Origin of the sequence: Methylobacterium brachiatum (assembly GCF_900113845.1) — a bacterium.
GTDB classification, from domain to species: Bacteria; Pseudomonadota; Alphaproteobacteria; order Rhizobiales; family Beijerinckiaceae; genus Methylobacterium; species Methylobacterium brachiatum.
In genome coordinates this window covers 19,905-33,468 of the sequence record NZ_FOQW01000002.1, presented here as the reverse complement: position 1 = coordinate 33,468, position 13,564 = coordinate 19,905, and the positions used below count along the sequence as shown (strand labels likewise).

14 protein-coding genes and 1 pseudogene are annotated in these 13,564 nt (G+C 69.4%); 9 read left to right on the top strand and 6 right to left on the bottom strand.

Annotated features, from left to right (window positions below; genetic code table 11):
- The first annotated feature begins 2 nt into the window (after positions 1-2).
- A complete protein-coding gene (locus BMZ47_RS00170) occupies positions 3-431 on the top strand; it encodes a LexA family protein (protein ID WP_007558248.1) in 429 nt (142 codons plus the stop codon).
- Entirely contained in the window at positions 428-1,714 is a 1,287-nt protein-coding gene (locus BMZ47_RS00165) for a Y-family DNA polymerase (RefSeq protein ID WP_091857406.1), read from the top strand. The genes BMZ47_RS00170 and BMZ47_RS00165 overlap by 4 nt, the downstream gene beginning before the upstream one ends.
- A 286-nt stretch (positions 1,715-2,000) precedes the next feature.
- Here BMZ47_RS00165 and BMZ47_RS00160 read toward each other — a convergent pair whose 3' ends face one another.
- Positions 2,001-2,885, bottom strand: a complete 885-nt coding sequence (locus BMZ47_RS00160) for a LysR family transcriptional regulator (RefSeq protein WP_007558258.1) — start codon at positions 2,883-2,885, stop codon at positions 2,001-2,003.
- A gap of 95 nt (positions 2,886-2,980) precedes the next feature.
- On the opposite strand from BMZ47_RS00160, the gene BMZ47_RS00155 reads away from it, so the two are divergent.
- Both BMZ47_RS00155 and BMZ47_RS00150 read left to right on the top strand, forming a co-directional pair.
- Positions 2,981-4,093: an aldo/keto reductase gene (locus tag BMZ47_RS00155; RefSeq protein ID WP_007558260.1), complete on the top strand. Its 1,113-nt coding sequence runs from the start codon at positions 2,981-2,983 to the stop codon at positions 4,091-4,093.
- A gap of 62 nt (positions 4,094-4,155) precedes the next feature.
- Positions 4,156-4,875, top strand: a complete 720-nt coding sequence (locus BMZ47_RS00150; RefSeq protein ID WP_052311398.1) for an NAD-dependent epimerase/dehydratase family protein — start codon at positions 4,156-4,158, stop codon at positions 4,873-4,875.
- 49 nt (positions 4,876-4,924) lie between these two features.
- Here BMZ47_RS00150 and BMZ47_RS00145 read toward each other — a convergent pair whose 3' ends face one another.
- Together BMZ47_RS00145 and BMZ47_RS00140 are read right to left on the bottom strand one after the other, a co-directional pair.
- Positions 4,925-5,398 carry an SRPBCC family protein gene (locus BMZ47_RS00145; protein WP_007558262.1) on the bottom strand — a complete coding sequence of 158 codons (474 nt, stop codon included), beginning with the start codon at positions 5,396-5,398 and terminating at the stop codon, positions 4,925-4,927.
- 41 nt (positions 5,399-5,439) lie between these two features.
- Positions 5,440-6,306: an SDR family oxidoreductase gene (locus BMZ47_RS00140; RefSeq protein ID WP_007558263.1), complete on the bottom strand. Its 867-nt coding sequence runs from the start codon at positions 6,304-6,306 to the stop codon at positions 5,440-5,442.
- 102 nt (positions 6,307-6,408) lie between these two features.
- Between BMZ47_RS00140 and BMZ47_RS00135 the strand changes: the two genes are divergently transcribed.
- Together BMZ47_RS00135 and BMZ47_RS00130 are read left to right on the top strand one after the other, a co-directional pair.
- Positions 6,409-7,299 (top strand): LysR family transcriptional regulator, encoded by an 891-nt coding sequence (locus tag BMZ47_RS00135; protein ID WP_007558264.1) that lies wholly within the window; start codon positions 6,409-6,411, stop codon positions 7,297-7,299.
- A gap of 226 nt (positions 7,300-7,525) precedes the next feature.
- Positions 7,526-8,182 carry an NAD(P)-dependent oxidoreductase gene (locus tag BMZ47_RS00130; RefSeq protein WP_091857404.1) on the top strand — a complete coding sequence of 219 codons (657 nt, stop codon included), beginning with the start codon at positions 7,526-7,528 and terminating at the stop codon, positions 8,180-8,182.
- A gap of 35 nt (positions 8,183-8,217) precedes the next feature.
- Here the strand turns inward: BMZ47_RS00130 and BMZ47_RS00125 are convergent, their stop codons facing one another.
- Positions 8,218-8,970, bottom strand: a complete 753-nt coding sequence (locus BMZ47_RS00125) for an SDR family oxidoreductase (RefSeq protein ID WP_007558266.1) — start codon at positions 8,968-8,970, stop codon at positions 8,218-8,220.
- 95 nt (positions 8,971-9,065) lie between these two features.
- Between BMZ47_RS00125 and BMZ47_RS00120 the strand changes: the two genes are divergently transcribed.
- Positions 9,066-9,971 carry an AraC family transcriptional regulator gene (locus BMZ47_RS00120; protein ID WP_007558267.1) on the top strand — a complete coding sequence of 302 codons (906 nt, stop codon included), beginning with the start codon at positions 9,066-9,068 and terminating at the stop codon, positions 9,969-9,971.
- A gap of 200 nt (positions 9,972-10,171) precedes the next feature.
- Here BMZ47_RS00120 and BMZ47_RS00115 read toward each other — a convergent pair whose 3' ends face one another.
- Positions 10,172-10,564 (bottom strand): winged helix-turn-helix transcriptional regulator, encoded by a 393-nt coding sequence (locus tag BMZ47_RS00115; protein WP_007558268.1) that lies wholly within the window; start codon positions 10,562-10,564, stop codon positions 10,172-10,174.
- An 82-nt stretch (positions 10,565-10,646) separates the two neighbouring features.
- Between BMZ47_RS00115 and BMZ47_RS00110 the strand changes: the two genes are divergently transcribed.
- The gene (locus tag BMZ47_RS00110; RefSeq protein ID WP_007558269.1) at positions 10,647-11,378 is read left to right on the top strand and encodes an SDR family NAD(P)-dependent oxidoreductase; all 732 of its coding nucleotides are present in this window, start codon (positions 10,647-10,649) and stop codon (positions 11,376-11,378) included.
- 30 nt (positions 11,379-11,408) lie between these two features.
- On the opposite strand, the gene BMZ47_RS00105 is transcribed toward BMZ47_RS00110, so the two are convergent.
- Positions 11,409-12,311 (bottom strand): SDR family oxidoreductase, encoded by a 903-nt coding sequence (locus tag BMZ47_RS00105; RefSeq protein ID WP_007558270.1) that lies wholly within the window; start codon positions 12,309-12,311, stop codon positions 11,409-11,411.
- Positions 12,312-12,410: 99 nt separating this feature from the next.
- Between BMZ47_RS00105 and BMZ47_RS00100 the strand changes: the two are divergent.
- Positions 12,411-13,256 (top strand): annotated as a pseudogene (locus tag BMZ47_RS00100) (helix-turn-helix transcriptional regulator).
- Positions 13,257-13,564: the final 308 nt, after the last annotated feature.

Sequence of the window (13,564 nt, the reverse complement as noted above, 5' to 3'; positions counted from 1 at the left end):
GCATGCAGGTCCTGGGTGTCACGGTCGGGTTGCCGACCCCGGTCCCCATCCTCGCCAGGGCGGTCCGCGCGGGCTTCCCCAGCCCGGCGGACGACTTCGTCGAGGAAGAGATCGACCTCCAACGGCTGCTGATCGCGAACCGGCCGGCGACATTCCTCGTCCGGGTGGCGGGCGACAGCATGCTCCTGGCCCGCCTGCACGACGGCGACCTCGCGGTGGTCGACCGGTCGCTGACCCCGCGTAACGGCGACGTAGTGGTCGTAGACATCGACGGAGAGCGCTCGTTCAAGGTCTGGCGGCGCCAGGGCCCGCGGGTCATTCTGTCCTTCGCCAACCCGCGCTTTCCCGAGTTCAGCCTCGCCCCGGACGCGGTTGTCGAGGTGTGGGGCGTGGTGTCGGGGTCGATCAACCCGAGGCGCCGCGCGGAATGAGCCGGGCCTACGCCCTCTCCGACGGCAACAGCTTCTACTGCTCGTGCGAGAGGGTGTTCGACGCCCGCCTGGCCCGGGTGCCCGTGATTGTGCTGTCGAACAACGACGGTTGCGCGATTGCCCGGACCCCGGAGGCAAAGGCGCTCGGCATCCGCATGGGCGAGCCATTCTTCAAGATCCGCGACATGTGCAAGTCGCAGGGCGTGCGGGTCTACTCCTCGAACTATGCCCTGTACGGGGACATGTCGGCCCGGGTGAACACGGTCTACCGGGGGTTCTCGCCGCGCATCGAGATCTACTCCATCGACGAGAGCTTTTTGGATCTCTCGGACGTGCGCGAGGCCGACCGAGTGACCCTGTGCCGGGACATGCGCGAGACGGTGCGGGCGTGGACGGGCATTCCGACCTGCGTCGGCATCGGCGCCACAAAGACGCTGGCGAAACTCGCCAACCACGTGGCCAAGAAGGTGCCCGAGCTCGGCGGGGTGTGCGACCTGACCGATCCGGTCCAGTACGACCACTGGATGGCCCGCATCCCGCCCGAGGACATCTGGGGCGTCGGGCCGGCTAACGCCCGCAAGCTGGAGGCCCTGGGCTGCGAGAGCGTCGCCGACGTGCGCGACCTCGACACCCGGGCGGTGCGCAAGGCGATGACGGTGGTGGGCGAGCGACTCGTTCAGGAACTGCGTGGCATGGCCTGCCTCGACCTGGAGGAGGTCGCCCCGACCCGGAAGGGCTGCGCGGTAACCCGGAGCTTCTCCGACCGGGTCGAGGACCTCGCCACCATGGAGCAAGCCGTGGCCACTCACGCCGCTAGGCTGGGCGAGAAGCTGCGCGCTGGCGGCCTCGGCATCGATCACGTCACGGTCTTCTTCCACACCTCCGAACACGACCGGGACCGGCCGCAGCGTTCGGTCTCGTCGGTGGTGACCCTGCCGGAGGCGTCAAACGATACCCTGGTGCTCGTTAAGGCGTGCCTGCACGGCGTCCGGAAGACCTGGAGGGACGGCTACCGCTATTCCAAGGCCGGTGTCGTCACCACGGATCTCGTGCCCCTGGCGGCCTCGCAGCGGGCCTTCCCGGGGCTGGGGCAACTAGACCGGGAGCACGGGGCGGCGCTGATGGGTGCCCTCGATGCCTGCAATCGGCGCTTCGGGCGGGGAGCCGTCGTGCCGGGCAGCGCCGGGTTCGCCCCCAAGCGCGAATGGTCGACCAAGTTCGAGATGCGCTCGCCCCGCTACACCACCAGGGTCGACGAGGTGCCGGTGGTGATGGCGGCATGAACGATTTACCGGGTGTTCGATCAACAGCAGGTACGGGCACATTAGCGACCCCGTGGGGCTCATCCGAAGGACGTGCGACCTTCCTGGGGCCCGCACGACCGATTCAAGTCAGACAAGCCAGTTCGGTCGTTCAACCGCGTGAAGTCCCTTCGGGCACCCATGGGCTTTCATCGCGCATGTACCGCCGTTGCCGAGGCATACCGCGATTTCGCGGCGGAGGTCGCCAGCGACTGACGCAACGCTTGGATGCCCGAAAGGCGAGGCGGCCTTACCGGGACGCCCCGCCTTACCAGCGAAGGGCCTCGATCAGGCTTCGCATCGCCGGTGTGACCTGCCGGTCCGGGTAATAGAGATGGCAGCCAGGGAACGGCGGGCACCAGGAATCGAGCACCTGAATCAGACGGCCGGCCGCGATGTCGTCGGCGACCTCGTCCTCCAGCATGTAGCCGAGCCCGGCCCCGGCCCTAACGGCGGCCGCCGCCAGGTTCCCGTCGTTCGCGATCAATTGGCCGCTCGCGCGGACCCGAACCTCTCGGTCGTCGCGGGCGAACTCCCATGGCAGCAGGCCACCTCCGCCGACCAAGCGGTAGTTCACGCAGCGGTGCGCCTCCAGGTCGGCCGGCGTGTCGGGTCGCGGGTGGCGCACGAAGTAGTCCGGAGTCCCGACCACCACCGTGCGCAGGTCTGGCCCGACGCGCACCGCGACCATGTCCCGCTCGACCGACTCGCCGAACCGGATGCCGGCGTCGAAGCCCGCCGCCACGATGTCGGTCAGCCGGTCGTCGACGATCACCTCCACCGAGACGGCCGGGTGGTCGATGAGGAAGCGGGGCAGCCTCGGTTCGAGGATGGTCCGGGCGGCATAGGGAAACGTCGTCAGGCGCAGGCTACCCGAGGGCTCGCCCCGCCAGTCGGCCAGCGCGTCGAGGCCCCGGGCGACCTCGTCGAGCGCGGGGGCGACGGAGCGCAGCAGCCGTTCGCCGGCGGGGGTCGGTGCGACGCTGCGCGTGGTGCGGGCGAGAAGCCGCACGTCGTAGCGCGCTTCCAGCGCCCGCATCGTGTGGCTGAGGGCGGAGGCCGAGAGCCCCATCTCGGCCCCCGCCCGGGTGAAGCTGCGATGGCGCGCCACCGCCGCGAAGGCCGCCAGATCGTCGAGGGTACCGCGTCGCATTCCTGAGCCATGCTCATAAGCCCTTGCCGAGTATAGCGTCTAATCGCGGCGCCGGTCGCGGATTACCTCTCGCGCTTCAACAGAGAGGCGCGACGATGGACCTGACGCAGTATCGGACCCTGGGACGCTCGGGCTTGGCGGTGAGTCCGCTCGCCCTCGGCACCATGACCTTCGGCGCGGGCCGGTGGGGCTGCGACGCGACCGCTGCGGGCGCGATCTTCGACTGCTACGTCGAGGCAGGCGGCAACTTCATCGACACGGCCGACGTCTATTCGGGCGGCACGAGCGAGACGATGCTCGGCGACATGGTCGCGGAGCGCGGGCTGCGCGACCGTCTCGTCATCGCGACGAAGTCCGGCTTCTCGCGCGCGCAGGGCACGCCGCTCGCGGGCGGCAACAGCGCCCGCAACATCCGCACGGGCCTGGAAGGCTCGCTGCGCCGCCTCAAGACCGGCTGGATCGATCTCTACTGGACGCATGTCTGGGACCGGACCACGCCGCCCGAGGAGGTGCTGCGCGCCCTGACCGATGCCGTCGCGCGCGGCGACATCCTCTACTACGGCTTCTCGAACGCCCCGGCCTGGTACGCGGCCCAGATCGCCACCCTGGCGCGCGCCCACGGCCTACCGGAGCCGGTCGGCCTGCAATACGCCTACTCGCTGGTCGACCGCGGGGTGGAACTCGACGTACTGCCCGCTGGCCGGGCGCTCGGCATGGGACTGGTGCCGTGGAGCCCCCTGGCGGCAGGCCTGCTGACGGGCAAGTACGGGCGCGACAAGCTCGCCGAAGCCGGGCCGGCGGGGTCGCTCCCGGACCGTGGGGGCGACGCGGCTGTCGGCGGCAGCGACGGGCGGCTAAACGGCGACAACCCGTTCGGCGGCATGCTTTTCACCGAGGCCAACTTCGCGGTGGTGGACGTGCTGCGGGCCGTGGCGGAGGAGAACGGCCGGCCAATGGCACAGGTCGCGCTCGCCTGGGTCGCACGTCGGCCCGGCGTCTCGTCGGTCCTCGTGGGCGCGAGCCGCCCGGAGCAGCTCGTTCAGAACATCGGCGCGCTCGACATCAAACTGTCCCCCGAGCAGCAGGGCCGCCTGGACGCGGCGGGGCGGCCGCCGAGCCTCAACCCCTACTTCATCTTCAACCTGCCGATGCCGACCATCTTCGGGGGGCAGGCGGTCGAGGCTTGGCGGGGCTCTCCGGCGTCCTGACGTCCCCGCCATTCCGGATGGAGCGGGAGCACCCACCCTTTGCAGAAGCTGGGAACCTCCACTTGCGGGCTGGCTGGCGAGGCAGTGATGCGGTCGTCCATGCCGCCTCGCCGGGCGACGCAAACACGGCAGCTTACGACGAGACGGCGGCGTGCGCGATCATCGGCGAGCTCCGCGGAACGTCCAAGCGGTTCATCTATACGAGTGGCTGCCTGGTCTACGGACCGACCGGCGACACACCCGCGACCGAGGGCAGTCCGCTGAGGGCGCTCGAACTCGTCCGCTTCCGCGAAGCCCTCGAACGGGAGATCCTCGACACGGCAGGCGACGGGATCCACCCGGTCGTGATCCGGCCGGGTTGGGTCTACGGCAACCGGGGCGGCACCGCGATGATGATGGTCTGCGCGGCTGCGGAGCACGGCGTGGCGCGCTACGTCGGCGACGGACGGAACCGCTGGACGACGGTGCACGCCGACGACCTCGCCGACCTCTACGCGCTCGCGCTCGAACGGGCACCGGCAGGTTCGGTCTTCAACGGCGTCCACGGAGCGGCGACCACTCTCATCGAAATCGCGCGAGCGGCAAGCGAGGCGGCTGGTGCCGGGGGGCGGGTGGAAGCATGGACGCTCGAAGACGCGCGTTCGGTGCTTTGGGCGTTCGCCGACGCCATAGCGTGCGATCAGGTCATCTCCGGGGAGAAGGCGGAGCGCGAACTCGGTTGGCGTCCGTCTCGCCGCTCCATCATCGACGAACTGCGGTCCTACCGGTCGGCAACCGACTGAGGCCGGCCGGTATCCGCCCCAAGCACTTGGCGGCCCCGCCTCGGCGACCTTAAAGCGCGCCCTCGGCGAGCAGCTCGCGGGTACGCTTCAGCGTCGACAGCAGCGCGGCCTTGTAGCCCTTGCTGCCGTCGAACTGCGCCTGCTCGGCCTGCTCCTCGGGACCGCCCGGTTCCTTCCCGCGCAGGCCGAGGTAGCAGTAGAACTGAAGCTGCAGCGCGCCCTCCTCGTCCTCGAACAGCTCGTTGACGATGGCCCCTTCCCGCGGGCCGGTGGCCTGGAAGAAGGTCACCTTGGCCCCGGGCTCGAAGGCGATGATCTCGCGCAGGTCGACACCCCCGATGGTGGCCTCGCGCACGAGGTGGGTGGCACTTTCCTCCACGACGTCGCACCGACTGCAGAGCCCCGGCGGCAGGAACTGGCGGGCGTCGCGGGCCTTGAGGACGAGGCCCGCCCAGGCCTGCGTGCGGGTCAGGGGAGCCTCCCCGTCCGGGTTCACTGGGACGGTTGCGGTCGAGTAGATCATGACGATGGGCCTTCTGATGGAGGTTGAGTGACGCTTGGGCGTCAGGCGGTCGCGATCTCGGCGGCGAGCGCGCGGTAGGTGCGCAGCGGGCGGCCCAGGAGCGTGGTGAGACGCTCAACGTCGCCGGCCTCCGGGACCATGCCGTCGGTCAAGAAGCGCTCGGCCATCAGGCGCATGTCGTAGGCCATCCAGCCCGGCATGAACTGCCGGAGGTTCCGCTCGAACCCGGCGGTGTCGTCCCCGCCATAGGCGATGGGGCGGCCAAGCACCTCCGACCAGATCGCGGCCACGCCCTCGCCCGTCAGCGTCTCGGGCCCGACGACGTTGATCCGGTCCAGGGGAAACGGCCCGTCGGCCCGCTCCCGGCGGATGAGTTCGAGGGCGGCGACCTCGCCAAGGTCGCGCGCGTCGACCATGGCCAAACCCCTGGCGCCGATGGGCATGGGGTAGACGCCGTGCTGCAGGACGACGTCCTTGACCGTCATCTCGTTGCTCATGAAGTAGGCGGGGCGCAGGATCGTGGCCTCGAAGCCCATCGCCTCGATCATCCGCTCGACGCCGAACTTGCCCGCGAAGTGGGGCACGTTCACGTAGACGTCGCTGTGGATCACCGACAGGTAGACGACCCGCTTGATCCCGGCTTCCCGGGCGACGTTGAGAGCAATCAGCGCCTGGGTGAATTCATCGGGCACCACGGCGTTGAGCAGGAAGAGCGTGGAGACGCCCTGGAAGGCGCCGCGAAGGGCGTCGACGTCGAGCAGGTCGCCCTGCGCCAGGGCCACGCCAGCCGGAAGTCCCGCTTTGGCCGGATCGCGGACGAGGGCGCGGACGTCGGCACCGCGCTTCGCGAGATTGTCGACGACATGGCGGCCGATGGTGCCGGTGGCGCCGGTGACGAGGATGGTCATGGAGTTTCTCCGGGTTGCTGCTGCTGACAGGCCGGAAATTAGCGATCCACGTTCTTACCGATAGACGCTATATCTGGACGGTCCGTCTCGCTGGTGGAACGCATGGACCTTCTCGCCCTCACCGACTTCAACCTCGTTGCCCGCCATGGCGGGTTCGGGCGCGCCGCTCGGGCGGCCGGACGCCCGAAGGCGACGCTGTCGCGCCGGGTCTCGGAGCTGGAGGGCGCGCTTGCACTCCGCCTGTTCGAACGCGGCGCCCGCACGCTGACGCTCACCGAGGAGGGGCGGGCCCTCCACGAACGGACGGGGATGCTGCTGGCCGAGCTCGACGAGACCGCGGCGGCCATCGCCTCGGGCGGCGCGAATCCGCGCGGCCGGCTGCGGGTGAGCGCGCCGCTCCTGTTCTCACAGGTGGCCATGGGGAAGCTCGCGGCCGAGTTCGCCGTGAAGCACCCGGAGGTCCGGCTGGAGGTCACGACGGATGACCGGGCCGTCGACATGGTCGAGGAGGGCTACGACGTCGTGATCCGGGTCAACCCGGAGACGGACGAAAGCCTGGTCGGCCGCGTCTTCCTGCGCGACAGGCTGGTCGTCGTGGCCAGTCCAGCCCTCGGGCAGCCACAGGGCAACCGGCCGGTTCCGGCGGTGGTGCGCGGTTCGGGCGGTGGAGATGCCTGGAAGGTGAAGGTGCCGGACGGGAGACCGCGCATCCCGTTCGAGCCCGTCCTCAGGCTGTCGTCGATGATCATGGTGCGCGACGCGGTCCGGGCCGGCGTCGGGGCGGCCTGCCTGCCCGTCTCGCTCGTGAGCCACGACATTGCCGCGGGCAGGCTGGTCCAATGGGGCGACGTCGAGGGGCCAGAGATCGCACTTTGGACGCTCTACCCGTCCCGCCGGCTCCTCAGCGCCCGCGTCTCGGCCTTCCTCGACCACCTGAAGCAGGCGTTCCCGCAGGGCACGCCCGACGAGTTGGCGTCTTACATCGGCACGTGAGTACGGGCCGGCGCCCCGAAGCCTGCGCGTCATCGAAGGTGCGGCGGGCGTCCTCGATCAGCGGCTCGTGCTCCCTTACCAGCGCGCGAAGCTTTTCGAGGTTGGCAGCCAAGGTGCGCCAGCCGTCTCGCAGTGGAACGGTACGTCTATATCGTACGACTATTCGCCCATCCGCGGATCGCTAACTTTGGCCACGTGAGAAGCAGCCAGCTTCCCGGAGGCAGCCATGCAAACCGTATCGAGCGAACCCCGACCGAAGATCCTGGTCCTTGGCGCCACCGGCGGGACAGGCAGGCTCATCGTCGCCCAAAGCCTGGCGCGCGGCTACGACGTGACGGCGCTGGTGCGCTCGCCCGGGAAGGCGAAAAGCCTTCCCGGCGCCAAGCTGGCGGTGGGCGACGCCCGTAACCCGAAGGTGCTGCGCGAGGCGCTGAGGGGGCAGGACGCGGTGGTGAGCGCGCTCGGCACGCCGGCAAGCCCATACAGGGAGGTGACGCTCCTGTCCGAGGTCACCCGGACCCTCGTCGGCGCCATGAGGGACGAAGGCGTCGCGCGCCTGGTCGCGGTCACCGGGATCGGCGCCGGCGACAGCCGGGGGCATGGCGGCTTCGCCTTCGACAAGCTGATCCTCCCGCTGCTCCTGCGCCATGTCTACGTCGACAAGGACCGCCAGGAGGACATCGTGAGGCAGAGCGGCCTCGACTGGGTCCTCGTCCGTCCCACCGTCCTGAGCAACAAGCCCGGCCGCGGCGCGGTCCGCGCGCTCGTCGACCTCGCCGGCTTCCATGGCGGGTCCGTCGCCCGGGAAGACGTCGCACGCTTCGTTCTCGACCAAGTCGAGACCGACGCCTGGATCGGCCGGTCGCCCCTGATCACGTGGTGAGCGCCGGCCCATCCCGGTGGGTCGGGAAGTGCCGGTCAGGCGCCCTGGCCGGCCAGCGCCACGGCGTCGGCTCCGGCGGGCAGGCGCATCGGGCAGGCCGGGTCGGTCGCGGCGCGCCAGATCGCCTCCGCCACGTCGACGGAACGCGTCACCTCGTCCGGGGGCTGCTGCTGCCAAGCCGCGAACACCTCCTGCACCAGGCCGGCGTAGGGTTCGGGGAAGCCCGCCGTCATGCGAGCCCGTGCGGTTTGGCCAAACGCGGTTTCAGGCGCCCGCCCGGGGATGACTAGGCGCACCCGCACGCTGAACGACTTCAACTCCAGGGCCAGGGACTCCGTGAAGGCGTTCACCGCGGCCTTGCTCGCCGTGTAGACGGAGAGCAGGTGCAGCGGCTTCTGGGTGACGCTGGAGCTCACGTTCACGACGACACCGGCCCGGCGCTCCCGGAACTGCGGCAGTACGGCTTGGGTCATGGCCATCGTCCCGAACGTGTTCGTCTCGAAGATTTCGCGCACCACCTCCATCGGCGTGCCTTCGAGCGCGTTCAGCCAGCCGATGCCGGCGTTGTTGACCAGGACGTCGATGGGTCCCGCCGCCTCGATGGCCTGCCGGATGCTCGTCGCATCGGTGACGTCGAGGGCGAGGACGCGCAGGCGGTCGCAGGCGGGCAGATCCACCGCGCGCGGCGTACGCATGGTGGCTACCACGTTCCAGCCCCGGTCGAAAAAAAGGCGGGCGATCTCAAGACCGAACCCGGACGAGCATCCAGTGATCAGGACGGTTTGCATGTCGGCTCCGTCAGGTTGTGACCAGCGATGGATAGATCCGGACAGCGGGACGATCTACAATCGCGCGTCCTGATCTCATTAGCGAAAGTCCGGAAATGTCCGATCCGCTCGCTGACGTTGTCACCCTGCTCCGTCCCAGAGCCGCGTTCTCCAAGTCCGTGAGCGCCTCGGGTCCCTGGCGAGTCCGCCGGGCGGAGCACGGTCGTCCGTTCTACTGCGCCGCGCTGGAGGGCTCATGCCGCCTGACGATCCGGGACCGCGATCCGGTAGTCCTGGAGCAGGGGGACTTCCTCCTTGTCCCGGCTGCGGACGCGTTCGAGATGTCGAGCCTCATGCCCCCGATCGAAGGCTCCGAGACGATGCCGGTCGAGGTGGGGCCCGGCGAGTTCCGGGTCGGGCGGCAGGACGGCCCGGCGGACGTCCGCATGCTCGTAGGCTACTGCACCTTCGGCTCGCCCGACGCAGGCCTGCTGGTGTCGCTCCTGCCGAGCCTCGTCCACGTCCGAGGCGAGACCAAGCTGGCCTCCCTCATGTACCTCGTCGGCGAAGAGGCGCGTCAGCGCAGGCCCGCGCGGGACCTCATCTTGGAGCGGCTTCTGGAGGTCATGCTGATCGAGGCGCTGCGCTCCATGGGCGGCCCCGCGCTGTCACCGGGCCTCCTGCGGGGACTCGGTGACGAACGCTTGAGCGTGGCCTTGCGCAGGATGCACGAGATGCCGACCGCCGCCTGGACCGTCGCAGGGCTGGCGCAGGAGGCGGGGCTCTCGCGCTCCGTATTCTTCGAGCGCTTCAGGCGCGCAGTCGGTGTCGCGCCGATGGAGTATCTCCTCGGTTGGCGAATGGCCCTGGCGAAGGACCTTCTCCGGCGCGAGGGCGGCGGCATCGCCGAGGTGGCCGTGCGAGTGGGTTACGGCTCCGCGAGCACGTTCAGCGTGGCGTTTTCCCGCCATGTGGGCTTGCCGCCGGCGGCGTATGCCCGGGAGCACAGTCAATCGGCTTGACCAGCGCACAACGGCAGGTGCTCGGGCCATCAACGAGGCCTACTGCGCCTTTCCAGTGTCTGGCTGCGAGCGCAACACGATTTCAGCAGACCTCGCCGGTGTCTCGATCCGAGGTATCTCCGAACAGAAGCAGGCGTTCCTCAAGGTCTGCCTTAACGTCACCGTGGAGCTCGAAGCGTTGCCTGACACGGCGCGCTTCCTCACGGCTTCGTTTTGAAGCAGTCATGCTCGTGGTTGGCCGCCTCAATCGCCGCTTCGTTGGTCAGTGCCCATGCGCAGAGCGCCTCGAAGGGTTGGCGCAGCGAATGGCCAAGGGGGGTGATCGCGTACTCGACACCGATTGGTGCGGTCGGCAGCACCGTCCGGGTCACCAGACCATTGCGCTCCAACCGCTTCAGCGCGTCCGCCAGCGCCTTGTGCGTGATGCCGTCGAGCCGCCGCTTGATCGCGTTGAACCGCGACGGCCGCGGGCAGAGCACCGTGAGGATCAGGATCGTCCACTTGTCGGCGATCTTGTCCAGCACAGGGCGCACCCGCGCCATGTTGGCGAGCGCGCACTCGGACAGTGCCTCGAGGTCGGTATCGTCGGCCATATCTAGGCCACCCTAAGTGCGTTCTTGATAGCAGATATACGTTGTGTATCACATGTCCCCTCGTAGACGAAGGGATTCCGAAATGGCGCGCATGGTGGACAAGGTTGCTCTCGTGGTCGGCGGAGCGAAGGGGATCGGCCTTGCGGTCGCCGAGCGGCTGGCGGTCGAGGGTGCGTCGGTCGTGCTCACCGGGCGGCGCACCGACGATGTCGAGGCCGCCGCCGCTAGGATCGGGCGTGGTGCGCGGGGTCTCATTGCGGACGCGGCCCTACAAGAGGACTTGCACCGCGTCGTGGAGACGGTGAGGGAGGCATATGGCCGGATCGACGCGTTGGTCCTCAACGCGGGCATCTCGGAACCGGCAACCCTGCGCGACGGGACGCCCGAGCATTTCGACCGGCACTTTGCAGTCAACGTCCGTGGGACCGTCTTCGGGTTGCAGGCGGCGCTGAGCGCGATGGGGCGGGGTGGGTCGGTCGTGCTGATGGGATCAATTGCCGATGCCGCAGGCATCACGCCCTACGGGACTTACTGCGCGACGAAGGCGGCACTGCGCTCCTACGCGCGCACGTGGACAGCGGAACTGGCCCCGCAGGGTATCCGTGTGAACGTGGTGGCCCCCGGCCCAACCGACACCGCCATGATGGCTAGCGTGCCGGAGGAGGGGCGGGCCGCGCTGATCGCACCAATCCCCCTCGGCCGCATGGCGCGCCCGGAGGAGGTGGCGGCGGCCACGCTGTTCCTGCTGAGCGACGAGGCGAGCTTCATCGCGGGCGCCGAACTGTGCGTCGATGGCGGGATGCGGCAGGTCTAGCGTCCCGGTCAGGGGGTCATGGAGCCGCTGTCAGGGAGCGGCCTCATGGTACCGCATCGCTTCGAGGTCGGCGATCAGCCCCGGCCCGGTCGGGTGCCACCCCAGCCGGGCCTTCGTCCACGAGCTCGAGGCCGACATGTCCACACCGGCGAATGCGCCGAGCCACTCGAAATGCCGGGCCGCCTCCTCCGGCGGAAGGGACCTGACCGGCACGTTCAGCCCCCGACCGAGGACTTCCGCGATGGCGCGAGTCGGGACGCCCTCCTCGGCGACGGCGTGGTAGCGTGCCCCTGTCTCCCGCTGCTCCAGAGCCAACCGGTAAAGGCGGGCGACGTCGAGTACGGCAGCGGCCGACCACCGGTGCGTCCCGTCCCCGACATAGGCCGAGACGCCCTTCCGGCGCGCCAGTTCGACGAGGTAGGTGACGAGGCCCTGCTTGACCCTGTCATGCACCTGGGGGAGCCGCACCACCGACACGTTGACGCCCGTCTCCAGCAGCGCGGCCCCTGCCAGCTCGGACGTGATGCGCGGGTTCTGATGCTCGGCGTTGAAGACGTCCTCCGTCGCCGGCCGGCCCGGGGCGGGGCTCCCGAAGCCGGTCCCGGAGGTGATGATCAGGGGCCGATCCGAGCCCTTGAGGGGGGAGCCGAGGGCTTTGATGGCGCGCCGGTCCTTCTCGCAATTGGCGGCGAAGTTCGAGAAGTCGTCGTGGTCGAAGGCGGTGTGGATCACTCCGTCCACCTGGGCGGCGCCGCGGCGCAGGCTGTCCAGATCCTCCAGGTTGCCGAGATGCGGCACGGCCCCGGCGTCGCGAAGGGCCCGGGCGCCCCTCTCCGAGCGGGTCAGCCCGAGAACCTGATGGCCGGCGGCGAGGAGTTCGGGAACGATGGCCGAGCCGATGAAGCCGGTCGCACCGGTCAGAAATATGCGCATGGGGGCTTGTCCGAAGGGGCGAGGAAGCCGACTGTCGCGCTTGCCGGCATCCGGTTAAAGTAGTGACCTTATCCGGGTATAATCACCAACAGGCTCGCGATGCCGTCCACCTCGGAGAACCTGCTCGGGGCCTATCTCCGAGACCGGCGGACAAAGTTGGACCCAGCGGCCTTCGGGTTCTCCGGGCGCCGAAGGACGCCGGGCCTACGCCGGGAGGAAGTCGCCCAACGCTCCAACATCAGTGCAACCTGGTACACGTGGCTGGAGCAGGGACGCGGCGGAGCCCCCTCCGCGGACGTGCTCAACCGCATCGCGTCCGGGCTGATGCTGACGGAGCCCGAACGCGAGCACCTGTTCCTGCTGGGGCTTGGGCGGCCGCCCGAGGTCCGCTACAGGCCGGTCGAAGGCGTGACGCCGCGCCTGCAGCGCCTCCTCGACACGCTCGAGGCGAGCCCCGCGCTGGTGAAGACCGCCACCTGGGACGTCCTCGCCTGGAACCCGGCCGCCGCCGTGGTGCTGACCGACTGGGATACCGTCCCGTTCCGCGAGCGCAACATCCTCCGCCGGATGTTCGGCGACCTGCGGGTGTGGAGCGCGCAGCAAGATTGAGAAAGCGTGGCGCGCTTCGTGGTTGGCACGTTCCGGGCCGACGCGGCGAGGGCCGGGGCCACCTCGGAGGTCGGCCAGTTGGTGGAGGAGCTCTGCCGCACGAGCTCGGAGTTCGAGGCGCTCTGGCACGAGAACGACGTCCGGGTCCACGGGGACGGGGTCAAGCGCCTGCGGCACCCGACCCTGGGCGAGATCGAGCTGGAATACTCGGCTTTCGCGGTGGATGGGCGGCCCGACCTCGGCATGCTCGTCTACAATCCTGTCGCCGACACCGTCGCCGCAGGGATACGCGCCCTGGTCGCGGCACGCTCCGCCAGCCGGCAAGGCCGGGCTTAGGGTCGTTCGCATTGGCCGGCACGCGCCTGAGGAGCTGCCGGCGCGCATCGTCGATCAACCGGTAGAGGATCGCCTCGACGCCCGGGTCGCCCATGTGCGCGCGGTCGCCCCGCGCGACGAGGTCCCGGCTGCGTTCGCCCGCCGTCACCCAATTCCAGCCAACTGTCGACCGTCCGCTTTCTTCGAACCCCTTCCCGAAACCAGAACAGTAGCAATCCACCCTGAGCGGACCTCCCGCTATCGACCCTTCATCGCCGGGCCGAAACCACAAGGCCTCCCCGAAAGCGGTCCTTCAACGCGCGGAAAGC